General features: G+C 56.2%; 21 protein-coding genes and 1 tRNA gene. 12 read left to right on the forward strand and 10 right to left on the reverse strand.

The window, feature by feature from the left end:
- Positions 1–7: 7 nt before the first annotated feature.
- Both AUC60_RS06345 and AUC60_RS06350 read right to left on the reverse strand, forming a co-directional pair.
- Complete coding sequence (locus AUC60_RS06345; protein WP_405623125.1) at positions 8–1,615, reverse strand: ABC transporter permease; 1,608 nt, start codon at positions 1,613–1,615, stop codon at positions 8–10.
- Positions 1,616–1,983: 368 nt separating this feature from the next.
- Positions 1,984–2,952: a 5'-nucleotidase gene (locus AUC60_RS06350; protein WP_087265234.1), complete on the reverse strand. Its 969-nt coding sequence runs from the start codon at positions 2,950–2,952 to the stop codon at positions 1,984–1,986.
- Between the two features lie 141 nt (positions 2,953–3,093).
- Here AUC60_RS06350 and AUC60_RS06355 point away from each other — a divergent pair, with 141 nt between their 5' ends.
- The gene (locus AUC60_RS06355) at positions 3,094–3,963 is read left to right on the forward strand and encodes a hypothetical protein (RefSeq protein WP_144443235.1); all 870 of its coding nucleotides are present in this window, start codon (positions 3,094–3,096) and stop codon (positions 3,961–3,963) included.
- 240 nt (positions 3,964–4,203) lie between these two features.
- Positions 4,204–6,600, forward strand: a complete 2,397-nt coding sequence (locus tag AUC60_RS06360) for a membrane-bound PQQ-dependent dehydrogenase, glucose/quinate/shikimate family (RefSeq protein WP_087265236.1) — start codon at positions 4,204–4,206, stop codon at positions 6,598–6,600.
- Positions 6,601–6,712: 112 nt separating this feature from the next.
- Here the strand turns inward: AUC60_RS06360 and AUC60_RS06365 are convergent.
- Positions 6,713–6,800, reverse strand: a tRNA-Ser gene (locus AUC60_RS06365).
- 122 nt (positions 6,801–6,922) lie between these two features.
- Here AUC60_RS06365 and AUC60_RS06370 point away from each other — a divergent pair.
- From AUC60_RS06370 to AUC60_RS06400, 7 genes are all read left to right on the forward strand, one after another.
- Entirely contained in the window at positions 6,923–7,594 is a 672-nt protein-coding gene (locus AUC60_RS06370; RefSeq protein ID WP_087265237.1) for a Bax inhibitor-1/YccA family protein, read from the forward strand.
- Between the two features lie 103 nt (positions 7,595–7,697).
- On the forward strand, positions 7,698–8,090 hold the full coding sequence (gene tusD, locus AUC60_RS06375) for a sulfurtransferase complex subunit TusD (RefSeq protein ID WP_087265238.1): 393 nt from the start codon (positions 7,698–7,700) through the stop codon (positions 8,088–8,090).
- 1 nt (position 8,091) lies between these two features.
- Positions 8,092–8,454 (forward strand): sulfurtransferase complex subunit TusC, encoded by a 363-nt coding sequence (gene tusC / locus AUC60_RS06380; RefSeq protein ID WP_087265239.1) that lies wholly within the window; start codon positions 8,092–8,094, stop codon positions 8,452–8,454.
- Entirely contained in the window at positions 8,454–8,750 is a 297-nt protein-coding gene (tusB, locus tag AUC60_RS06385; RefSeq protein ID WP_087265240.1) for a sulfurtransferase complex subunit TusB, read from the forward strand. Before tusC ends, tusB begins: the two co-directional genes overlap by 1 nt.
- Positions 8,747–9,082: a TusE/DsrC/DsvC family sulfur relay protein gene (locus AUC60_RS06390; protein ID WP_087265241.1), complete on the forward strand. Its 336-nt coding sequence runs from the start codon at positions 8,747–8,749 to the stop codon at positions 9,080–9,082. The genes tusB and AUC60_RS06390 overlap by 4 nt, the downstream gene beginning before the upstream one ends.
- Positions 9,079–10,080, forward strand: coding sequence for a glycosyl transferase family protein (locus tag AUC60_RS06395; RefSeq protein ID WP_087265242.1), 1,002 nt, complete (start codon positions 9,079–9,081; stop codon positions 10,078–10,080). Before AUC60_RS06390 ends, AUC60_RS06395 begins: the two co-directional genes overlap by 4 nt.
- A gap of 94 nt (positions 10,081–10,174) precedes the next feature.
- Positions 10,175–11,182 carry a glutathione S-transferase family protein gene (locus tag AUC60_RS06400; RefSeq protein WP_087265243.1) on the forward strand — a complete coding sequence of 336 codons (1,008 nt, stop codon included), beginning with the start codon at positions 10,175–10,177 and terminating at the stop codon, positions 11,180–11,182.
- 227 nt (positions 11,183–11,409) lie between these two features.
- Here the strand turns inward: AUC60_RS06400 and cysG are convergent, their stop codons facing one another.
- The 6 genes from cysG to ftsK all read right to left on the reverse strand — a co-directional run bounded on the left by cysG (position 11,410) and on the right by ftsK (position 18,917).
- Positions 11,410–12,804, reverse strand: coding sequence for a siroheme synthase CysG (cysG, locus tag AUC60_RS06405; protein WP_087265244.1), 1,395 nt, complete (start codon positions 12,802–12,804; stop codon positions 11,410–11,412).
- On the reverse strand, positions 12,805–14,085 hold the full coding sequence (gene serS / locus AUC60_RS06410) for a serine--tRNA ligase (RefSeq protein WP_087265245.1): 1,281 nt from the start codon (positions 14,083–14,085) through the stop codon (positions 12,805–12,807). It abuts the gene before it with no gap.
- A gap of 16 nt (positions 14,086–14,101) precedes the next feature.
- Positions 14,102–14,476, reverse strand: coding sequence for a fluoride efflux transporter CrcB (gene crcB / locus AUC60_RS06415; RefSeq protein WP_027899218.1), 375 nt, complete (start codon positions 14,474–14,476; stop codon positions 14,102–14,104).
- Complete coding sequence (locus AUC60_RS06420; RefSeq protein ID WP_087265246.1) at positions 14,476–15,798, reverse strand: replication-associated recombination protein A; 1,323 nt, start codon at positions 15,796–15,798, stop codon at positions 14,476–14,478. Before AUC60_RS06420 ends, crcB begins: the two co-directional genes overlap by 1 nt.
- 19 nt (positions 15,799–15,817) lie before the next feature.
- Positions 15,818–16,441, reverse strand: a complete 624-nt coding sequence (lolA, locus tag AUC60_RS06425; RefSeq protein ID WP_087265247.1) for an outer membrane lipoprotein periplasmic chaperone LolA — start codon at positions 16,439–16,441, stop codon at positions 15,818–15,820.
- 73 nt (positions 16,442–16,514) lie between these two features.
- Positions 16,515–18,917: a DNA translocase FtsK gene (gene ftsK / locus AUC60_RS06430; RefSeq protein WP_087265248.1), complete on the reverse strand. Its 2,403-nt coding sequence runs from the start codon at positions 18,915–18,917 to the stop codon at positions 16,515–16,517.
- A 537-nt stretch (positions 18,918–19,454) separates the two neighbouring features.
- Here ftsK and aat point away from each other — a divergent pair.
- The 3 genes from aat (at position 19,455) to infA (ending at position 21,223) form a co-directional block, all read left to right on the forward strand.
- Positions 19,455–20,165, forward strand: a complete 711-nt coding sequence (aat, locus tag AUC60_RS06435; protein ID WP_087265249.1) for a leucyl/phenylalanyl-tRNA--protein transferase — start codon at positions 19,455–19,457, stop codon at positions 20,163–20,165.
- 31 nt (positions 20,166–20,196) lie between these two features.
- Positions 20,197–20,904, forward strand: coding sequence for an arginyltransferase (locus AUC60_RS06440; RefSeq protein ID WP_087265250.1), 708 nt, complete (start codon positions 20,197–20,199; stop codon positions 20,902–20,904).
- Positions 20,905–21,004: 100 nt separating this feature from the next.
- On the forward strand, positions 21,005–21,223 hold the full coding sequence (infA, locus tag AUC60_RS06445; protein ID WP_002553999.1) for a translation initiation factor IF-1: 219 nt from the start codon (positions 21,005–21,007) through the stop codon (positions 21,221–21,223).
- Positions 21,224–21,486: 263 nt separating this feature from the next.
- On the opposite strand, the gene clpA is transcribed toward infA, so the two are convergent.
- A complete protein-coding gene (gene clpA / locus AUC60_RS06450) occupies positions 21,487–23,757 on the reverse strand; it encodes an ATP-dependent Clp protease ATP-binding subunit ClpA (RefSeq protein ID WP_087265251.1) in 2,271 nt (756 codons plus the stop codon).
- Positions 23,758–23,764 lie beyond the last annotated feature (7 nt).

Raw genomic sequence — 23,764 nt, forward strand, 5'->3', positions numbered from 1 at the left:
AATACCCTCACTCAATTCGAAGCCGACGTTCGGCATAGCGGTACAGCGGACGCCATAGAAGGCTGTTGAAACCGACCACGAATACGGACATGACGACAATGCCCAGCGCCACCCGCTGGAAATCACCCGCCGTCGTGGCCTGGGCAATGAACGATCCCAGCCCCGACGCATACCGATGATCGCTGCCCCATGACACCGCCTCGGCGACGATGCTGGCGTTCCAGGAGCCACCGGCAGCCGTCAAAGCGCCGGTCACGTAATAAGGGAAAACACCCGGCAGCACGACTTTGCGCCACCATTGCCAACCCCGCACGCGAAACACCCGTGATGCTTCGAGCAAGTCGGTCGGCAAGGCGCTGGCACCGGCGATCACGTTAAAAAGGATGTACCACTGTGTCCCCAGGATCATCAGCGGCGACAGCCATACATCCGGGTTCAGCTTCAAGGCGACGATGGTGACCACGGCGAACGGGAACAGAATGTTTGCCGGGAACGCTGCCAGTAATTGCGCGACGGGTTGCAAACGTTCTGCCCAGCGCGGATTCAGGCCGATCCAGACACCGATGGGCACCCAGACAAGACTGGCCAGGACGATAAGCACCGCCACACGCGCCAAAGTGGCGAGCCCCAGACCAAACGCATTGATCACCTCCTCCACGCCCAACGTGCTGCCGATAAAGCACACCAATTGATAAATGCCGGTCATGCACGCCGTAACGATCAGGACTATCCACGCCAGATCGATGTAACGCTGCCACCGGCTATTGACCGTGAAGCCCGTGAGCGCCAGTTTGGGTATACACACTGTTGGCATCCAGTCGCTCACGCTGCGCAGCGACGCAAACAACAAAGGGACAATTCGTGAGGACCTGAGCAGGTCGTAGACCCGTGACCGGGGACGCTTGTGGGAAGCGGTCTGTTCAAATCGAAACTTGTCCGCCCACGCCACAATGGGCCGGAAAAACAACACGTCGTACAGAACGATTACTCCGACCATGGCCAACACAGCCCAACTGATCGCAGCGATATCCTTCTGCTGAATCGCGAGAGCCAGCCATGAACCGATACCCGGCAAATTGACGGTGCTGTCTCCGACCGTGATGGACTCGGAGGCCACGACAAAAAACCAGCCGCCCGACATGGACATCATCATGTTCCACACCAGCCCCGGCATTCCGAACGGCAGTTCGACCTTGATAAACCGCTGCCACGACGAAAACGAGAATTGCCGACTCACATCGTAAAGATCGTCAGGTACGGTCCTCAGCGACTGATAAAAGCTGAAGGTCATGTTCCAGACCTGGCTGGTGAAAATGGCAAATACCGCAGCGCATTCCAGCCCCCACTGCCGCCCCGGAAAAATGCTCATGAAGAACACCACGGTAAACGTCAGGAAACCCAGCACCGGTACCGATTGAAGAATGTCCAGCGCCGGCAAAATAACCATCGCAGCCCTGCGGCTTTTAGCGGCCAGTGTGGCGATAACAATCGAAAACACGAACGACACGAACAACGCGGCAAACATGCGCAAAGTGGTGCGCAGTGTATAGGCGGGCAATTGCACCAGATCGAGTGACACAGGCGCAGAATCAAGGGCACTGAGTGGCTGATTCATTTGCCCGGCACTGTAAAAAACAAACAGCGCCAGCAAAGCGATGGCGGCGACCAGCGCGCCCTCGGCGAGTAAGGATGCTGAGCGAGGTTGCGCCGTGTTGTTTACCGGGCTTCTCAGGGATAAAGGCAGGGAGAAACGCATAAGATAGCCTCTGTCGTGCGTCTCAAACGTCAGGCATCCACCGGTCAGGTGGAGCAAACGCATGAAGCACTTCGATCCGTTAATCAGTTTGCTTTACTTGGGTAAAGCATAAGGACTGAGGTTGATCGGATCGACAGAAACTAAGGACGTCAAAATATACGTTGGTATATGAGGTGAGTGTGCTGACAACTAACTTGTTGTGAGTCGCATATTGAAGATATGGCGAATCAAGGTACGTCGCCAACCGTTACGGGCAACTCAACCGGCTTCTGATTGGTAATACCGAACGGAATATGAACCGACGGCGCCACCGCACTCGCGGACTTCAGATGCCCCGACTGGTCATCGAAGAAGATATGTGGCTTCAGTACGGCAAGCACCTTGCCCTTCTCGATACCGCCCAGGAAAAACGCGTCGTTGACCATCACCCCCCAACTCTTCAGGGTGTTCAGCGCACGCTCGTGTGAAGGTGCGCTTCGGGCTGTGACGATGGAAACCCTGATCCGGTTTTCATAATCTGGATTGAGCTTCTTGTATTGCTCTTCAACGGACTGGATCTTTGCCATCCGGACCATGAACTCTTTCAGCGGGCCAGGGTTATGCGGCTCCATCACGTTCTTCACTTCGTGTGCATGAAACTCCACCAGACCGGACGACTGCATGACCGTCTCAGCCTCATCACCTGCCAGTACGCCATCAAAGTCGAACGCAATACGCAGGGTCTTGTCGTCTTCATCGTCATCGAACTGTGAATCCAGGACCTGCCCGGCCGGATGCCCGGCATTGATCGCAGCCTCCACATCAGCCTTGTTACCCGACAGAAACAGCGCAATGTTCAAGGCCGGAATGTATTCGTATGGCGACCGACCCTGCATGAAAATAGCGCGGGTCATCCCCAGCCCGTAATGCTCAATGGTCTTCATCACCCTCAGGCCCGTGTCCGGGTCATTTCGGGATAACAGCACCACCTCGACCAGCGGATCAGACGGGTCTTCGCTCAAGTCATTCAGCGACAGCAGACGCTTGATAAAAGGAAAGGCAATCCCCTTGGGCAGCGGATTGTTCAGGTTCTTTTCCTGAAATTTCCGATACTCCTCTTCACCCTGGCTGCGAAACACCGCGTCCGAGTCCAGCAGATCAAAAACGGCGCTGGAGGCGACGCCGATGACTAAGCGATTGTCCAGTTCGTAGGGCATTGGGGTTCTCTTTGGTGGGCTCGGCGGCGGGGCTGGCCGATGACATCTGGAGCAGACGGTGGATCGGGAATGGAAAAAAATCTAGCATGAAGGGCCAAAAACTTCAGCAGATCATTGCTGTTTGGCCTGAAGAGATACCTCGTGCCTAATCCGATAATACCCATACTCATAGTGTTTCTTGCCACACTGGTCATTTATTGCGTGCTGGGCAACGCATTCAAACGCAAACCGCTATTTAGCTTACGTCCAACGCTCACATTCAACTACAGACCGACAGACTGGGGCGCCTCCGAATACCTCGCGGCCTTGACTGCCTTTAACATTCTGTTGCTGGTCTACGTTGCGTGCTTCATAAAACTAGGTTTCGATCTACCCAAATACTATCGATGGTTATTGCTGGCATGGACGTGTTTATGCACCCTTGCACTGATATCCATGTACTACAACGTAACGACCAAGTACGCACGATTCTCCAGCGTACTGAATATCAGTGCGGGCCTCGCCACTGCATGCTTTGCCATTTTCACGGCACCGCTCGTAGACAGTTCAATCACCGATTTAACAGGTGTGAACGCAGATAAATTTCCGGCAGCGCAGAAAACTTTAAATCTGGTGGCGGTTATTTATTGCTGGTCGCTAATCGGAATGATCGTGACCATGTTCGTGTTCCTGTTCATAGGTTTCCACACCCTCTTCAAAACAACCAGCAACACGCGAGCGTCAACACTGTCAGTGGTCGCCCTCGTCGGCATCGCGTACACATTCGTTATCTACCTCAATGCGTTCAGCGAACTATCGCGCGACCTGTCCAATAAGCGAATAAAGGTCTTATTGGTCTACTCGTCCTTTCATGTAAGCCCCGATAAGTGTGGACTTGTGAATCAACCCGCAAATTCGAAGGTAGCCCTACTGGATGATGACAAGGCTGTGATCGCTCTCCCAGACCCGACGCAAACGTACACTTTCAAGCGCGTAGCGTGCTCAGTACCCGGTTCAGACAGAGAGGGGTAAAGCCCGCATGAATTCAGTCCTGGCCTATGGCGGTAAACACTCGCGGTTTTTGCCGAGCACCGAGCGGCAGATATCCGGACAGACGTTGCCAGGCATCAGTGGTCCAAGGCGAACTGATCGAATGCGGCGCTGCCCTGGATCATCAGCTATGTGAGCCCCCCGCTTCTCTGCACACCGAACGATTCGCGTTGTATTCAGGTCTGGTTGTCATTAGGAGCTTGAATCGATGGCAGGTGAATCATGGTGCTGAAAATAACAAGTATCGTCATGGCGGTAGTGGCTGCCGCCATTTTATACATGGGCGGCGCTTTGGTTGCCGCTGGAGGGAGTCCTGCCTATGCAGTGATCGGGCTTGGCGTGCTGATCACCGCAGTGTTGTTGTTTCTCAGGAAAAATTCGGCACTCACGCTCTATGCGTTACTCATGTGGGCGATTCTGATCTGGATCATCTACGAAGTGGGCTTCGACAAATGGCAGTGGATTCCACGTGGCGATCTGTTCGCGTTGATGGGGTTCTGGCTGGCACTGCCATGGGTCGTGCGCCGTTTGTATGTCGCGCAGACGCCGGCAGAGTCACGAAGCTTTCACCCGTTCCTTGGCGGCACGGTGGCGGTGATGATCGTGATCGTTGTGGGCATCATGTTCTACGACCCCTACCCTGTTAAGGGCGAGATCACTAACCCAATTTCTGCAAAAGGTGCCAGTGGTGCGGCAGAGGATTGGGTTGCTTATGGCGGCACCAACGACGGGCAGCGATTCTCCACGCTTGATCAAATCGACGCGGGAAATGTTAAAAAGCTCACGGTCGCCTGGGAGTATCACACTGGCGACCTGCGTGATCCTGCAAAAGACGCCAGCGAGTACACGTTTGAAGCCACTCCGTTAAAAGTAAACAATCGGGTTTATGTCTGTACTGCGCACAATGAGGTGCACGCGTTAAATCCCGAGACGGGAATGCTGGAGTGGAAATTCGAGCCTCAGAAAGACCGTTCATACCTGCAGCAACATCAGACATGTCGAGGGGTCAGCTATTACTCTCCTGCGTCCTCCGGCACTCGGAGCGGCGACCTGTCAGTCTCCTCTACGAACGCTCCAGCGCTCTGTGACAAGCGCATCATCACTGCGACAGCGGATGCGAGGCTGGTCGCACTGGACGCCGATACGGGCAAGGCCTGTAGCGAATTCGGTAATAACGGCGTGGTCAACCTGAGCGACAACATGGGCAAGATCCGCCCTCACGCACTCATGCAAACCGCCGCCCCGCTGGTGGCCGGTGATCTGATCATCGTCGGTGGCTCAGTAATGGACAATGGCTACAACGCCGGTAATCCGTCCGGAGTGATCAGGGCTTATGACGTCCTCAGCGGCAAACTGGTCTGGAATTTCGATCCTGCCACGCCTGAATTCACCCAGCCCATTGCTGCTGGTCAAGACTACCCACAAGACACACCCGTGGCCTGGGGCACTCTGAGTGCCGACCTGCAGAACGGGTTGGTGTACGTACCCTTTGGTAATGCTTCTCCCGATGAACTCGGTATTCGACGCGATCCTGCCAGCAATACCGAGAAATTCCGCGACACCCTGGTTGCTCTGGACCTGAAAACGGGTGCGTTCAAATGGAAATTCCAGACCTCTCATAACGATCTGTGGGATCGCGACAACCCTTCGCAACCTTCACTCATCGAACTCGGCAAGGACGACAAGAAGCAGCCCGCGGTGGTGCTGCCGACGAAGGTAGGTAATATTTTCGTTCTCAACCGATTGACTGGTGAGCCGATCATTCCTGTCGACCAGGCCAAGGCGTCGGCTGACGGCGGTGTTGCCGGTGAGCGTTTCGCGACAAATCAGCCGGTCTCAAGGCTCAACTTCATTCCTGAGCCGCTGACCGAAAAATCCATGTGGGGCCTGACACCGTTTGACCAAATGTCCTGTCGTACCAGCTTCAAGAAGCTTCGGTACGACGGCAACCCATGGACGCCAAGCACCGAATCCGGAACGCTGGTGTTTCCGGGAAACATCGGCGCCTTTAACTGGGGCTCGGTGGCGGTTGACCCGGAACGGCAAATCCTGATTGGCGCCCCCGTACGCCTGGCTTACAAATACACGCTGATCAAACGAACGCCGGAAACCGAAGAGAAACGGCTGTTTACCGAAGAAGGTAAGCCCTACTGGAATGAAAATTTCAAAGGCGACTATGCGATCAGGATTCAGCAATTTGCCTCTGATCTGGGTATCCCCTGTATCGCTCCACCTTGGGGCCGCATGGCTGGAGTTGACCTTAACACCGGTAAAACGGAGTGGATGCGCCGCATCGGCACCTCCAAAAACCTGAAGACCAGCTTCCTGTCAGGAAGCTTCCCGATTGGCTTCCCAATGGGCATGGTGGCGCACGGCGGGCCATTGATCACAGCAGGAGGATTGGTGTTCCACGGCGCAACCGCAGATGGTTTCATCCGCGCCTACGACATCAATACTGGAGAAACTCTTTGGCAAACCGAATTACCAGCGGGCGGCCAAGCGACTCCGTCGACCTACATGGGAAGTGATGGCAAACAATATGTAGTCATTGCTGCTGGCGGTCACGGCTCCCTTGGTACGAGACTGGGCGACAGCGTGATTGCTTTCAGGCTGAACTGAAAATCGCAGGAACGATCCTAAAATCGCAGAAACGATCGTGACTTCCAAATGGGCTTCTCAGAACCCAAAAACGAAAAAGCCCTGAATAATCAGGGCTTTGACGTATCTAAGATGGCGGAAGCATAGAGATTCGAACTCTAGGACCTGTTACAGTCGGCAGTTTTCAAGACTGCTGCCTTAAACCACTCGGCCATACTTCCGTTTGCATTGCGGGCGCCATAATACCGGAATGAAACACGCTGTCAAACTCTCTAGGTGGCTGATTTCAGGTCGTCTGTTATGATCTTTGCAACTCAACATTTCAACCACTAGGAGTTTCGCCATGCGCGAACAGGATTACGCAGTTAATAACGGCGTGCAGGCCGATCAGCTAGAGGTTAGCCGCGTCCTGCGCAACACATACGGTCTTCTGGCTCTGACCCTTGCTTTCAGTGGTGTCATGGCTTTTGTAGCGCAGCAGATGCGCGTTGGCTACCCGAACATTTTCGTTGTACTGATCGGTTTCTACGGCCTGTTTTTCCTCACCAACAAACTGCGCGATTCGGCGTGGGGTCTGGTGTCGGCATTCGCCTTGACCGGTTTCATGGGCTTCATCCTTGGCCCGATCCTCAACCGTTACCTGGGCATGCAAGGCGGCGCTGAAGTTGTCAGCTCGGCATTCGCCATGACTGCACTGGTATTCGGTGGTCTGTCGGCTTACGTGTTGATCACCCGCAAGGACATGAGCTTCCTCGGTGGTTTCATCACCGCTGGCTTCTTCGTCCTGCTGGCGGCGGTACTGGCAAGCATTTTCTTCCAGATCAGCGGTCTGCAGTTGGCGATCAGCGCTGGCTTCGTCCTGTTCTCGTCGGCCTGCATTCTGTTCCAGACCAGCGCGATCATTCAGGGTGGCGAGCGTAACTACATCATGGCGACCATCAGCCTGTATGTTTCGATCTACAACCTGTTCGTCAGCCTGTTGCAGATCTTCGGCATCATGAGCCGCGACGACTGATTCAGCTGTCCTGCTTCATCAAAAAGCCCGCCTAGCGGGCTTTTTGCTGTCTAGTGCTCGTGAATTCTTTATCATTGGCCAAGTTTTCTGCTCAGGGCCTGTCATGAAGTTCGCGATCAATCTTTTCAGCGCTGCCCATGCGCCCTCCTCGCGCCGCGCCCTGCTGTTTGCTCAGGCAGCGCTGGCGGGTGGGCATGAGATTGTGCGGCTGTTCTTCTATCAGGATGGTGTCCACAGCGCTTCGGCCAATGTCGTGACGCCTCAGGACGAACACGACCTGCCCTCGCAATGGCGAGACTTCATCACTCAGCACCAACTGGACGGTGTAGTGTGCATCGCCGCCGCCCTGCGCCGCGGGGTTCTAAATGATGAAGAAGCTCAGCGCTATCAGCGGCCAGCAGCCAACCTGCTGGCCCCTTGGGAATTATCCGGGTTAGGCCAGTTACACGACGCGGCGCAAACCGCTGATCGTGTGATCTGTTTCGGAGGGCCTTGAAGTGGCTAAATCAATGTTGATTATCAGCCGTCAGGCGCCATGGTCCGGGCCGGGTGCGCGAGAGGCGCTGGATATCGTGCTGGCCGGTGGTGCTTATGATTTGCCCGTGGGCCTGTTGTTTCTGGATGATGGTGTCTTTCAGTTGTTGCCGGAGCAGAACGCCAAGGCTCTGCAACAGAAAGACCTGACCGCCAACCTCAAGGCGCTGTCGATGTTCGGCGTCGAAGAAATTTATGCCTGTGGCACCAGCCTTGCCGAGCGCGGCATCCTGCGGGAAGCAGTGGATGAGGAAATCATTCAATTGCCGCAATCCGCGGAAATCACCGCACTTATTGACCGCTACGACCACGTGATCACAATCTGATGTCGACCCTGCACGTTTTATCTCATTCTCCCTTCACCGACAGCCGCCTGACCAGTTGTCTGCGCCTTCTCGGCCCGGCTGATGGCGTGCTGCTGTGCGGCGACGCCACTTACGCGCTGACCGACTCGACAGCACCACTCCAGGCACTGCAAGCGCTAAGCGACACCGAAGTTTTTGTGCTTGAGGAGGATATTCAAGCGCGGAGCATGGCGGCGCCAGACTGGGCAACAGTTGTCGACTACCCAGGCTTCGTCAAACTCTCGATTCGCTTCGACAAGGTCAACACGTGGCTATGAACGAGTTGAACGTGGCCGGGCAGATCATCGCTCTGGATAAAGACGGCTTTCTGCAAAACCTTGATGACTGGTCGATGGATGTTGCGAACGCGCTATCCGGCCGGGAAGGTATTGCGCTGAGCCCCGAACACATCGAGGTGTTGCTGTTGCTAAGGGATTTCTACGCAGAATTCCAGTTGTCACCCGCGACTCGGCCGTTGATCAAATACACAGCTCTGAAGCTCGGTCCGGAAAAAGGCAACAGCATGCACCTTAACCGCCTGTTCAACGGCACTCCCGCCAAACTCGCCGCCAAGCTGGCGGGCCTGCCCAAGCCGACTAATTGCATATGAACGACTACGCCCCACTCGTCCTTGAAACACCTGCCGAACATCCCTTTGCCCAGTTCGTCCGTATCCTGGGCAAAGGCAAACGTGGAGCGCGCAATCTGACCCGTGAAGAAGCCCGGGAGGCCATGGGCATGCTCCTCGACGAAAAGGTCGAAGAAAGCCAGTTGGGTGCGTTTCTGATGCTGCTGCGCCACAAGGAAGAAAGCGCGGAGGAGTTGGCGGGCTTCACTGAAGCGTTGCGCGAGCGATTGAACGCCCCGCCACTTCAGGTCGATATTGACTGGCCTACCTATGCCGGCAAGAAGCGACATTTGCCTTGGTACTTGCTGGCGGCCAAATGCCTGGCTCAGAACGGGGTACGTATCTTGATGCACGGCGGCGGCGCGCATACGGCCGGCCGACTCTACACCGAACAATTGCTGGGTCTGCTGGGCATTCCGCTGTGCCGCAACTGGCAAGCCGTGGACCAAGCGTTACAACAGCACAACCTGGCATTCTTCCCGCTGGGCGACTGGGCTCCGCAATTGCAGCGCATGATTGACCTGCGTAATACCCTCGGGCTGCGCTCGCCAATTCATTCACTGGCGCGGATCCTCAACCCACTGGATGCACGTTGCGGCCTGCAAAGCATTTTTCACCCTGGCTATCAGGGCGTTCATCGCGACGCCAGCGGCTTGCTCGGCAATCACACCATCGTTATCAAGGGTGATGGCGGTGAAGTGGAGATCAATCCCGACACCATTAGCCACTTGTACGGCACCACAGCGGGCCAACCATGGGATGAGGAGTGGCCGGCTCTGTCGGATCGTCGCCATGTGAAACCGGCAACCCTGGATCCGCAGCAACTCGTCGCGCTGTGGAAAGGTGAGATCGAAGACAGCTATCCGCAACTGGCGTTGATTTCAACGATGGCGCTGGCTTTACGCGGCTTGGGATTGCCCCGTACGGAAGCGTTCGCCCAAGCTGAGCTTTTCTGGAAGAACAGGAATACATCGATCTAACCGATCATTACCCCCCAACCTTTGCGCTATTTGTTCGAACGAATCGGCTTAAACTCATCTCCAAAGCACATAAGCACACACTTTGGAGTTTGATATGGGCCTTCTCGTTGAAGGACGCTGGCAAGACCAGTGGTACGAAAGCAGCAAAGATGGGGCATTTCAGCGCGAGCAAGCGCAACGTCGCAACTGGATCACCGCTGATGGTCGACCAGGACCTTCAGGCGAAGGCGGCTTCAAAGCCGAGGCCGGGCGCTATCATCTGTACGTATCACTGGCCTGCCCCTGGGCCCATCGCACGCTCATCTATCGCAAGCTCAAAGGGCTGGAAAGCCTGATCGACGTATCCGTGGTCAGTTGGCTGATGCGCGAGCACGGCTGGACTTTCGATACCGAAAAAGGCTCGACCGGCGACCCACTCGACAACCATGAATTTCTTTATCAGCGCTATCTGGCTGACACGGCAGACTATACCGGTCGTGTGACCGTGCCTCTGCTCTGGGATAAGAAACTGCAGCGCATCGTCAGCAACGAATCCGCGGAAATCATCCGCATGTTCAACAGCGCCTTTGACGATCTGACCGGTAATCGACTTGATCTGTATCCAGACGCCTTGCAATCGCCGATCAATGAGTTGAATGAGCGCATTTATCCGGCTGTGAATAACGGCGTGTACCGCGCGGGCTTTGCAACCTCTCAAGGCGCTTATGAAGAGGCCTTTGATGATGTCTTCGCCGAACTGGATGTTCTGGAAAAGCTGCTGGCCGAGAAACGCTACCTGACTGGCGACTACCTGACTGAAGCCGACGTGCGCCTGTTCACCACTGTTGTGCGCTTCGACGCTGTCTATCACGGGCACTTCAAGTGCAACCTGCGGCGGATTTCGGACTATCCGAACCTGAGCAACTGGATGCTGGAGCTGTACCAGTGGCCGGGCATCACCGAAACGGTGGACTTCACGCACATCAAGCATCACTACTACGAGAGCCACGGCACTATCAATCCAACAGCTGTTGTGCCTAAAGGCCCGCTGCAGGATCTGGGCAGAGCGCATGATCGTGAGCGGCTGACAGGGCGTGGAATCTGGGGCAAGACAGGCGTTTAACCTTGGCGCCTACCGCTGTATAAGCATTGCGCGCCACTCTGGATGAAATCACTGTAGGAGCGCACGAGCACCGCGAGGCCGCGATGGCGGTCATTCTAATAAACCGCTATCGCGGCCTCGCGGCCTCGCGGTGCTCGTGCGCTCCTACAGTTCTGCCGTGTTACGGGAGACGGAGTGGTGTGATGGACACCGAGGCAGTCAGCCCCTACACAACGCGCTACTTCAGATCAGACCGTAGCCTGAGCCCCTTCGAACCAGGCGAGTTTTTCGCGTAACTGGACCACTTCACCCACGATCACCAACGTCGGTGCATGGACTTCATGCTCCGCGACCATTCGTGGCAGATCGGCCAAAGTTCCTGTAAATACTCGCTGGCTGGAGGTAGTACCCTGCTGGATCAGCGCAGCCGGAGTATCAGCGGATCGACCGTGCTTGATCAGTTGCTCACAGATGATTGGTAATCCGATCAGCCCCATGTAGAAAACCAGGGTCTGTGCGGGCGCTACCAAATCACTCCAGGGCAAATCACTGGTGCCGTTCTTCAAGTGCCCGGTAATGAAACGCACCGACTGCGCATGGTCACGGTGAGTCAGTGGAATACCCGCATAGGCTGCGCAACCGCTGGCTGCCGTGATACCCGGTACGACCTGAAATGGAATTCCGTGGGCCGCCAGTTCCTCGATCTCTTCGCCGCCACGGCCAAAGATGAACGGATCACCGCCCTTCAACCGTAGGACGCGCTTGCCCTGCCTGGCCAGATCAACCAGCTGCTTGTTAATCTCGTCTTGCGGCACGGCGTGATCAGCACGACGCTTGCCCACATAGACCCGCTCGGCGTCACGCCGGCACAAATCCAGAATCGCCGGAGCCACAAGACGGTCGTACAACACCACGTCGGCCTGTTGCATCAGACGCAATGCCCGGAAGGTCAGCAGGTCCGGATCACCCGGCCCAGCACCTACCAGATAAACCTCACCGGGAGCATGTGGCGCATCACCTGCAATCTTGGCGATCAGCAAGCGCTCTGCTTCAGCGCCCTGTCCGGCCAGTTGCCGGTCAGCAATCGGCCCCTGAAAAACTTCTTCCCAGAAGGTTCGGCGCTGGGTTACGTCCGGAAACAGATTCTTTACCTGACTACGGAAACGCGCGGCCAGACCGGCCAACTGACCGTAAGTCGATGGAATCCAGGTTTCCAGCTTGGCGCGAATCAACCGCGCCAGCACCGGAGCGTCGCCTCCACTGGAAACGGCGATGACCAATGGCGAACGGTCGACGATGGCCGGGAAAATCACGCTGCACAGCGCAGGTGCGTCCACCACATTGACCGGTACACAGCGCTGTCTGGCGTCATGAGACACCTGAGCGTTGAGCGGCTCGTCATCGGTGGCGGCAATGATCAGCACGCAACCGTCCAGATCATTGACGTTGTAGCCACGCAGAATCAACTGTCCGCCACTGCGCTCAACCAGCTCGCGCAGTTGTGGCTCGATCTCTGGAGCGACCACCCGAATGACGGCGCCGGCCTCGGCGATGAGGCGGGATTTGCGCAATGCAATCTCGCCACCGCCCACGACCAGCACTTGGCTGCCACGCAGGTTATGGAACAGCGGCAGGAATTCCATTTAACCGATGACCTCAAGCCCACCCATGTAAGGTTTGAGCACTTCCGGCACACGAATCGAGCCGTCGGCTTGCTGGTAGTTTTCCAGCACAGCAACCAGGGTACGCCCAACCGCCAGACCCGAACCGTTCAGGGTATGAACCAGTTCTGGCTTGCCGGTTTCCGGGTTGCGCCAGCGAGCCTGCATACGACGCGCCTGGAAATCACCACAGTTGGAGCAAGACGAAATCTCGCGGAATTTATCCTGACTCGGAATCCACACTTCCAGGTCGTAGGTTTTAACTGCGCTGAAGCCCATATCGCCAGTGCACAGTGCCAGAACGCGATAAGGCAGCTCCAGCAATTGCAGGACGCGTTCGGCGTTAGCTGTCAGGCCTTCAAGGGCTTCCATGGATTTTTCAGGCTCGACGATTTGTACCATCTCGACCTTGTCAAACTGGTGCTGACGGATCATGCCGCGAGTGTCTCGACCCGATGCGCCCGCTTCGCTGCGGAAGCATGGCGTGTGAGCCACGAACTTCAACGGTAGTTGCTTGGCGTCGATGATTTCGCCGGACACGATGTTGGTCAGCGAGACTTCCGCAGTCGGGATCAGATACAGGTCCGCCTCGCCCTCGCGGGATATCTTGAACAGGTCTTCTTCAAACTTCGGCAACTGACCGGTGCCCTGCAACGCTGGCGCCTGGACCAGATAAGGCGTGTAAGCCTCTTCATAGCCGTGCTCGTTGATGTGCAGATTGATCATGAACTGCGCGAGTGCGCGGTGCAGGCGTGCGATCGGGCCACGCAGCAACGCGAAACGGGCGCCGGACAGCTTGGCGGCGGTTTCAAAATCCAGCCAGCCGTATTTCTCGCCCAGCGCGACGTGGTCCTGAACCTGGAAGTCGAACGAGGCTGGAGTGCCCCAGGTGCGGACTTCAACATTACCGTCTTCGTCAGCGCCCACCGGTACGGATTCGTGAGGGATATTCGGCATGCTCAGGAGCATCGAATCCAGTTCGGCCTGAATGCCGTCCAGCTCTTTCTTGCCGGTATTCAGCTCTTCGGCCATGCGATCGATGTCGGCCATCAGCGGTGCGATGTCTTCACCGCGCTGCTTGGCCTGACCGATGGATTTGGAACGGGCATTACGCTCGGCCTGAAGCTGTTCAGTGCGGGTCTGAACGGTCTTGCGCTGGGCCTCCAGCGCTTCGATGCGGGCAACGTCCAGTGTAAAGCCACGGGAAGCCAGGCGATCCGCTACGTCCTGAAGTTGGGTACGTAACAGTTTGGAATCGAGCATATCGTTCTCTCGTTTATCAAAGTCTGGTCAGGGACAGGCCAACCCACGTCGCGAGCAGCCCGCCGAACACGCTGATACCGGCATAGCCAAGGGCTAACGGCATTTGCCCGCTTTCGAGCAGGCGCAACGTATCCAGTGAAAAGGATGAAAAGGTCGTAAGACCGCCAACAAAGCCGACGATCAAGCCGGCACGAATCTCTATCGGTACTTCCGGGCGCAACAGAAAAAGCCCGTAGAGCACACCGATAATCAGGCAACCGACGATGTTAACCGCCAGGGTTGCCGCGTAAAAATGCTTTGGCCAGTTCGCGCTGACCCAAGTGCCAGCAGCGAAGCGCAATAATGTACCAGCGATACCGGCAATCGACACCGCAAGAATGGTTTTGAGCACTACTTTCTCCGCTGACGAGGACTGGCAGCGTCCAGCGCGGCCAGATGCTTGAGCTTTTCACCGATTTTCAGCTCCAGGCCACGGGGCACTGGCTGGTAATATTGACGCGGTTCAAGGTCGTCAGGGAAGTAGTCTTCACCCGCCGCATAGGCATCCGGCTCGTCGTGGGCGTAGCGGTACTCTTCGCCATAGCCCAGTTGCTTCATCAATTTGGTCGGCGCATTGCGCAAATGCAGCGGGACTTCCAGCGAGCCGTGCTCGGTGGCTTCACGCATCGCAGCCTTGAAGCCCATGTACACCGCGTTGCTTTTCGGCGCGCAAGCCAGATAAACAATGGCCTGTGCGACAGCCAACTCGCCTTCCGGGCTGCCCAGACGTTCCTGAACATCCCACGCCGACATGCACAACGGCAACGCGCGCGGATCGGCATTACCAATGTCTTCACTGGCCATGCGCACCACGCGGCGCGCCAGATACAACGGGTCGCATCCGCCATCGATCATTCGTGCAAACCAGTACAAGGCTGCATCCGGGTTAGAGCCACGAATGGATTTATGCAGCGCAGAAATCTGGTCATAAAAAGCTTCGCCGCCCTTATCGAAACGTCGGCGGCTGTCGCCCATCAGGCTTTGCAGCAGCTCCAGACTGATTTCCGAGCCATCTTCAGCCAGGTCTGACGCGTTCTCCAGCAGATTCAGCATGCGCCGACCGTCACCGTCGGCAGCGGCCATGAGCATGGCAAATCCTTCATCGCTCAGGCTCAACTGATGTTGGCCCAGGCCACGCTCTTCGGTCAGCGCGCGATTGACCAGCTTGCGCAGCGCGGCTTCATCAAGGCTCTTGAGGACATACACCCTGGCACGGGACAGCAACGCGTTGTTGAGCTCAAACGAAGGATTTTCAGTGGTCGCGCCGATGAAAATCAGCGTGCCATCTTCGACGTAAGGCAGGAAGGCATCCTGTTGGGACTTGTTGAAGCGGTGTACCTCGTCCACGAACAAAATAGTCCGACGGCCGTATTGCCCGGCTTGCTGCTTGGCAACCTCTACTGCCTGACGAATCTCTTTGACCCCGGCCAGCACGGCAGAAACCGTCTCGAAGTGCGCATCTGATACTTTCGCCAGCAACCGGGCCAGCGTGGTTTTACCGACACCGGGCGGCCCCCAAAAAATCATCGAATGCAGAGCACCCTGCTCCAGCGCCTCGCGCAGAGGCTTGCCGTGAGCCAATAGATGCTCTTGACCGACATACTCGTCCAGATTGGTCGCACGCAGACGTGCGGCCAAGGGTTGAGCGATCGGCTCACTTCGAAACAGGTCCATGGACAACCGTTAAAACCTCTTATTCCTGAATGACGTCAGCGCCTTTCGGAATCTGGAACTGGAATTTGCTCGCCGGGATCGCCTCATTGGCTTTCACCCCGGTGAACAGGATATTGGTACGCTGGCCGACACTGTCGATCAACTGCATGTCATTGATCACGCCGTTACGGAACGACAGACGCAAGCTGTCGAACAGGGTGTCCTTGGTTTTCGGCTTGAGAGTGAAGTCAATCACGCCGCCCGCTTCCTTGGCCGTGATATCAAAGCTTTCGCTGATCTTCGAAACGTCACCGGACAACAGCAATGCAGGGGTCTGAGTCAGGCGCTGGTCGAGGGTCTTGATGGTGACCTGCTCCAGGTCCGGGTCCCACAGGGAAACCTTCTTGCCGTCGGAGACCATCAGTTGCTCTTGCGGTGCATCGGTGTGCCAGTTGAACAGACCTGGACGCTGCAGGGCCATTTCGCCCGACGTTTCCTGCAACTGAGTACCACCGCCGTCCAGAGTCAACTGGGAAAAACGCGCAGTCAGGGTTTTGGACGTCTCCAGCAACTGAGTCAGACGTGCGACGTCTTTACTGTCGGCGTGCGCCGGAATCGCGGAGAAAGTCAGTGCAGTTACCAACAGCATGCGGATAAGACGCATGGGAATCCTCATTGAGTTCGGTGGAGTCTCGCCAGCATTCAAATGCTGGCGAGTCATTTATGGACGTGTGCGATCAGTCGCGCATCGGGCCTGGCGCGATCACTTCACGCGAGCCGTTGGTATTCATGGAGGTCACGACGCCAGCCATTTCCATCGCCTCGATCATTCGGGCGGCGCGGTTGTAACCAATCTTGAGCTTGCGCTGTACCGCAGAAATCGAAGCCCGACGGCTTTCCAGTACGAATTTGACTGCCTCGTCATAGAGAGCATCGCTTTCGCTGTCTTCGCCGCCTTCACCGCTGCCACCGTCGAAGCCACTGCCGGCTTCTTCGACACCCGCAAGAATGTCATCGTTGTAATCCGGTGTGCCACGCAACTTCCAGGCTTCCACTACACGGTGTACTTCGTCATCGGAAACAAACGCGCCATGCACACGAATCGGCAAGCTGGTACCAGGAGGCATGTACAGCATGTCACCGTGACCCAGCAATTGCTCGGCACCGCCCTGGTCGATGATGGTCCGCGAGTCGATCTTGCTCGATACCTGGAACGCCATACGTGTCGGGATGTTCGCCTTGATCAGACCGGTGATCACGTCAACCGAGGGACGCTGTGTCGCGAGAATCAGGTGGATACCCGCCGCACGAGCCTTCTGGGCAATACGCGCAATCAGCTCTTCGACCTTCTTGCCGACGATCATCATCATGTCGGCAAATTCGTCCACGACTACCACGATAGTTGGCAGCTTGGTCAGCAGCGGCGCTTCGTCATGAATACTTTCGCGCTTGTACAGAGGATCAGCGAGCGGCGTGCCAGCGTCCTGAGCCTCTTTGACCTTCTGGTTGAAGCCGGACAGGTTACGCACGCCCATCTTCGCCATCAGTTTGTAGCGACGCTCCATCTCGGCAACGCTCCAGCGCAAGGCGTTGGCGGCGTCCTTCATGTCGGTCACAACCGGGCAAAGCAGATGTGGAATGCCTTCGTAGATCGACAGCTCAAGCATTTTCGGGTCGATCATGATCAGTTTGGCGTCTTCCGGGCCGGACTTGAACAGAATCGACAGGATCATCGCGTTCACGCCCACAGACTTACCGGAACCGGTCGTACCGGCCACCAACAAGTGAGGCATTTTCGCCAGGTCAGTGATCACCGGCTTACCGCCGATGTCATGCCCCAGCGCCAGCGTAACCGGTGACTTGGCATTGTCGTACTCGGGGGTCGACAGCACTTCGGAGAAACGCACGATCTGCCGGTCTTCGTTGGGGATCTCGATACCGACGGTGGTCTTGCCCGGGATAACTTCAACGACTCGAACGCTGGTTACCGCAAGCGAACGCGCCAAGTCCTTGGCCAGGTTGGCAATACGGCTGACCTTGACCCCTGCTGCTGGCTGAATTTCATAGCGGGTAATGACCGGGCCGGGATGGATCGAATCCACCGACACTTCGACGCCGAACTCCTTGAGCTTGATTTCCAGCAAGTGACCAACCGCCGCCAGAGACTCGGGCGAGTAATTGAGCTGCTTCTTTTCCGCCGGATCAAGAATCGAGATGGGCGGCAAGGTGCCTTCCACGGCGCTGTCCACAAACAACGGCGCCTGTTTTTCCTTCATCACGCGCTTGCTTGGTTCTGAAGCCTTGGGAGGTGCAGGAGCGATGACGGCCGGAATGTGAGTTTCCCGAGCGGTCATGTGCGTGCTTAACGCCTTCTCACGCTCGATCAGACGCTCCTTGGCCTTGGCTTGCTCGCGACGATCAGACGTAGCGGGCGCAACCACCTCGTTGACGCGGTCATCCACCTCACGCAGTTGCGCGACCATCTGCTTGCGCTCGTTACGCGCTGTCCACCAGTTGTTGACCGCGTCATAGAACAGTTCGAAAAGATCCAGGGTGATCTTGCCGGTCACGTCCATGACCTTGAACCACGACAGATCGGTAAAAACCGTGAGGCCAAACAGGAACAAGGCAATGAACAACAACGTACTGCCCTGAATATTCAGGGCCTTCTTGGCCATGTCCCCGAGAATTTCACCCAGCACACCACCCGCCGAGCCAGGAAAACCCGCGGCAAAGTGAAAATGGATATGCGCCAGCGCAGCGCCGGCAAGTACCAGAAACACCAGACCGATCAGCCGCCAGGAGAACAACCAGCCACTCCACTGCCACGGCTCATGACGATGACGAAAGACCTGCCAGGCCTTGACTGCCAGCAACAGCGGAAAAATATAGGCGAAGTAGCCCAGCACCATGAACAGAATATCGGCGCAGAAGGCGCCAGCACGGCCAGCAGCATTCTGAACCTCGACCGAACTACTGGTATGACTCCAGCCTGGATCGTTCTGGTCATAGGTCAGCAACGCCATCATCAAATACAGGCACAGCGCGCCAAAGGCGATCAATGCACCTTCCTTGAGCCGGTAGTGCAATTGCTGCCGCCAGAGCGGAACGGGGCTGGGTACTGCGGTGGATTTCTTCAAAACGCTTTTATTCCTGCGCTAGAGCGCGAACATCTGGTGATTGACTACCAACGACTGAATCTGCAAAACAATTGCCAGGCCATACAGCTTGGACCGCAGACTGCAAAGCGGGCATTGTACGGGTTTGTACGCCTGATGCCACGATAGCGTCCTGCCTTGTAAACAGCCTGTTAGCCGGGTAATTTCGATCCGGGTAGCAGGACGGAGATTACGTTTGGCTACAGTCAGCCGGGTCAAAGTGATGGAATACTAGTCTGGCTTGGCGGCTGCCCATCTTCAAGCACCGTCGCAAACGGTCAATTTGAGCATGCATTTTCTTTCGTGACAAAGACTTATGCCGCACTTTTTAACCGAACGATCAATTCTTGAGAGCCTTCCGGGCATAACCAGTACACAGGCCTGCAACATGGAACACCATCTTTCATATCCTGGCAGGACGCTCGCCTGTAACGGACGACCGATTATGACCACGACGACTGCATGGAGTTGCAACAGTCCGGCGTCGCCCGCCCTCCCCTTCCGCAAAGTGCTGCCTCTATGCTGACCTGGCTTAACCGATCCAACCTGATTTTCCCTCCTCTGGAAAAAGCCATGCGCGAGCCCGACGGCCTGCTCGCTGCCGGAGGCGATCTGTCTCCGGACCGACTGGTTGAAGCTTACCGCCATGGCTGCTTCCCGTGGTTTCAGGATGGACAGCCTATTCTCTGGTGGTCGCCCGATCCACGGACCGTTATCTTCCCCGAGGAGCTGCACGTATCGCGCAGCCTCGCCAAAGTGATACGACAGAAACGATACCGGGTGACCTTCGATCAGGATTTCGCAGCAGTGATCCGCGCCTGCGCGGGGCCTCGGGCCTATGCTGACGGCACCTGGATTACCGGCTCCATTCAGGCCGCCTATCTGGAACTGCACCAACGGGGCTATGCCCACAGCGTTGAAGTCTGGGACGACGACACATTAGTGGGCGGTCTTTACGGACTGGCCATGGGACAGCTTTTCTTTGGCGAGTCGATGTTCAGTCACGCCGACAACGCCTCCAAGGTAGGTTTCGCGACGCTGGTGGAACGCCTTGAGGCCTGGGGTTTTGTATTGATCGACTGCCAGATGCACACAAATCACCTGCAGAGCTTTGGCGCTCGCCCTATTCCCCGCAAAGAGTTTTCCGAGTATTTGCGTCAACACCTGGATCAGCCAAATAACGCCGACTGGCTGCCTAGGCGAGTTCAGCAGGCTGACATACACTCTTGATATCGATTTATTTTTTGCGGCGGGGGCAATCATGACAGAGCTGGCGCGGCTGAAGTTTTATGCCACTCAACCCCACTCATGCAGCTATTTGCCGGAAGAACAGGCGACCACGCTGTTTCTGGACCCCAGCCAGCCGATGGATGTACAGGTTTACGCCGATCTTTCGGATATGGGGTTTCGCCGTAGCGGCGACCATCTGTATCGACCTCACTGTCAAAATTGCAGTGCTTGCGTGCCCGCGCGCATTCCTGTCGACCTGTTTGTGCCGAACCGGCAGCAGAAGCGCATTTTCAAACGCAACTCAGACATCGAAGTGCGCAGCACCAAACCGCGCTTCACCGAAGAATATTTCGATCTTTATCAGCGCTATATCGAGCAAAGACATGCCGATGGCGACATGTTTCCCCCCAGCCGCGATCAATTTTCGACTTTTCTGGTTCGCGACCTTCCCTTCTGCAGATTCTACGAATTTCGCGTGGACCAACGCCTGCTGGCGGTCGCCGTTACAGACATGCTACCCAACGGATTATCAGCGGTTTATACCTTCTACGAACCTACCGAAGAGCGCCGCAGTCTGGGGCGTTACGCCATTTTGTGGCAAATCGCCGAAGCAGCCCGTTTGCAGCTCCACGCGGTGTACTTGGGCTACTGGATCAAGAACTGCCAGAAGATGAATTACAAGACCCAATATCGCCCTATAGAGCTGCTGACAAACCAGAGATGGATCACTCTTTATTGAAGACCTTGGCTTAAGCAGCATTTTTCGGGCACAATGCACGCCGCTTTTGCCTGGCGCCACTTGCACCGGGCCACTCATTAGATACCGAGGGCTTTACTGCATGTCGAAAGAAGACAGCTTCGAAATGGAAGGCACTGTCGTCGACACCCTGCCCAACACCATGTTTCGTGTGGAGTTGGAAAACGGGCACGTCGTAACCGCGCATATCTCCGGCAAGATGCGCAAGAACTACATCCGTATTCTTACCGGTGACAAGGTGCGTGTTGAACTGACGCCCTACGACTTGAGCAAAGGGCGCATTACTTACCGCGCCCGATAAACAGGTCTTAACAAAAACGCCCGGCATCTGCCGGGCGTTTTTGTGTGCCTGGTTTTTTTAAATTCTTTCTGTAGTAGCTCACGAGCATCGCGAGGCAGCGATGGCGGCCTGTCTGATACACCGCTATCGCGGCCTCGCGATGCTCGTGCGCTCCTACAGCTCTACCTTTGATGCAACACAGCGCCATTGACACCGCCAATCTGTACACAGCAAAAAGCCCCGCACCTCTTGCGAGATGCGGGGCTTTTCATGACGTTTGAGACTTACGCCATTTCGGCCGTGGTTTCGAAATCGAAGGTGATTTCACCATCCCTGAAATCGATGTGCACCACACCGCCATGTTCGGACAACTCGCCGAACAGGATCTCTTCAGCCAACGGACGCTTGATCTTGTCTTGAATCAAGCGCGCCATAGGACGGGCTCCCATCGCAGCGTCGTAACCACCTTCCGCCAGATAACTTCTGGCAGCATCGGTCACCTCCAGCAGTACACGCTTGTCTTCCAGCTGCGCCTGAAGTTCGGTGAGGAACTTGTCCACCACGCTTTTGATCACCTCATGACTGAGGCGACCAAACTGGATAATGGTGTCCAGACGGTTACGGAACTCAGGCGTGAAGCTCTTCTTGATGACTTCCATGGCATCAGACGAGTGGTCCTGATGAGTGAAGCCGATCGAAGCACGCGCCGCAGTTTCAGCACCGGCATTGGTGGTCATGATCACGATCACATTGCGGAAGTCCGCTTTGCGCCCGTTGTTATCGGTCAGCGTGCCGTGGTCCATCACCTGCAACAACAGGTTAAAGACTTCCGGATGCGCCTTCTCGATTTCATCGAGCAACAATACGCAATGCGGTTGTTTGGTGATTGCTTCGGTCAGCAGACCGCCCTGATCGAACCCGACGTAACCTGGCGGCGCACCGATCAGACGTGAAACGGTATGGCGTTCCATGTATTCGGACATGTCGAAACGGACCAGTTCGATACCCAAAGCCTTGGCCAACTGACGAGCAGCCTCGGTTTTACCGACCCCGGTCGGACCGGCGAACAGGAACGAACCTACGGGTTTGTCAGGCGACTTCAGACCAGCACGCGACAATTTGATCGCAGTGGACAGAGAATCAATCGCCGCATCCTGACCAAACACTGTCAGTTTCAGGTCACGCTCAAGATTGCGCAGCAGCTCCTTGTCGGAACTGTTGACGTGCTTAGGCGGAATCCGTGCGATTTTCGCTACGATGTCTTCAACTTGCGCCACATCAATGCGTTTAACGCGTTTCTCGACGGGCTGCAGACGCTGATAAGCGCCAGCCTCGTCTATCACATCAATGGCCTTGTCCGGCATGTGCCGGTCATTGATATAACGCGATGCCAGCTCCGCAGCGGCACGCAAAGCCTCGTCGCTGTACTCGATGCTGTGATGAGCCTCGAAACGACCTTTGAGGCCACGCAGGATGCCGATTGTGTCTTCAACCGATGGTTCAGACACATCCACTTTCTGGAAACGCCGAGCCAGCGCACGATCCTTCTCGAAGATGCCGCGGAATTCCTGGAAGGTTGTCGAGCCGATGCAACGAATATCACCCGAAGACAGCAGCGGCTTGAGCAGATTCGACGCATCCATGACACCGCCAGACGCAGCACCGGCACCAATAATGGTGTGGATTTCATCGATGAACAGAATCGCATGAGGGCGTTTTTTCAGCTCATTGAGCAACGCTTTGAAGCGCTTCTCGAAATCACCGCGGTATTTTGTGCCCGCCAGCAACGCCCCGAGATCCAGGGAGTAAACAACACTGTTGGCCAGCAGATCAGGCACCTGACTATCGACAATACGCTTGGCGAGGCCTTCAGCGATGGCGGTTTTGCCAACACCCGCCTCCCCCACCAGCAACGGATTGTTTTTGCGACGACGCGCCAGAATCTGCGCAACGCGCTCTACTTCCATCTCGCGCCCGACCAGCGGGTCTATACGGCCCTGACGAGCCAGTTCGTTGAGATTGCTGGCATAAGCGTCCAGCGGATTGCCTGAAGCAGAAGACTCACCACCCTCGTCGTCCTGCATATCTTGCTCACCTTCAGAGTGATCGCCGTGCCCAGGCACTTTAGATATGCCGTGAGCGATGTAGTTGACGACATCTATGCGCGCCACGCTCTGCTGTTTGAGCAGAAACACTGCCTGGCTTTCCTGCTCACTGAAAATGGCCACCAGCACGTTGGCGCCGGTAACTTCACGTTTGCCCGAGCTCTGTACATGGAACACAGCACGCTGCAGGACACGTTGAAAGCCCAGGGTTGGCTGGGTCTCGCGATCCTCGTCATGAACAGGGATCAGCGGCGTGGTGGAGTCGATAAACTCCTGCAAATCATGCTTGAGCTTATCGAGGTTTGCGCCGCAGGCACGCAGAACAGTGGCGGCAGCCTCATTGTCCAATAAAGCCAACAGAAGGTGCTCGACAGTCATGAATTCATGACGTTTCGAACGAGCCTCCTTGAAGGCCAGATTGAGGGTGACTTCGAGCTCACGGTTTAACATAGCTTCA

The sequence above is a fragment of the Pseudomonas caspiana genome (assembly GCF_002158995.1).
GTDB classification, from domain to species: domain Bacteria; phylum Pseudomonadota; class Gammaproteobacteria; order Pseudomonadales; family Pseudomonadaceae; genus Aquipseudomonas; species Aquipseudomonas caspiana.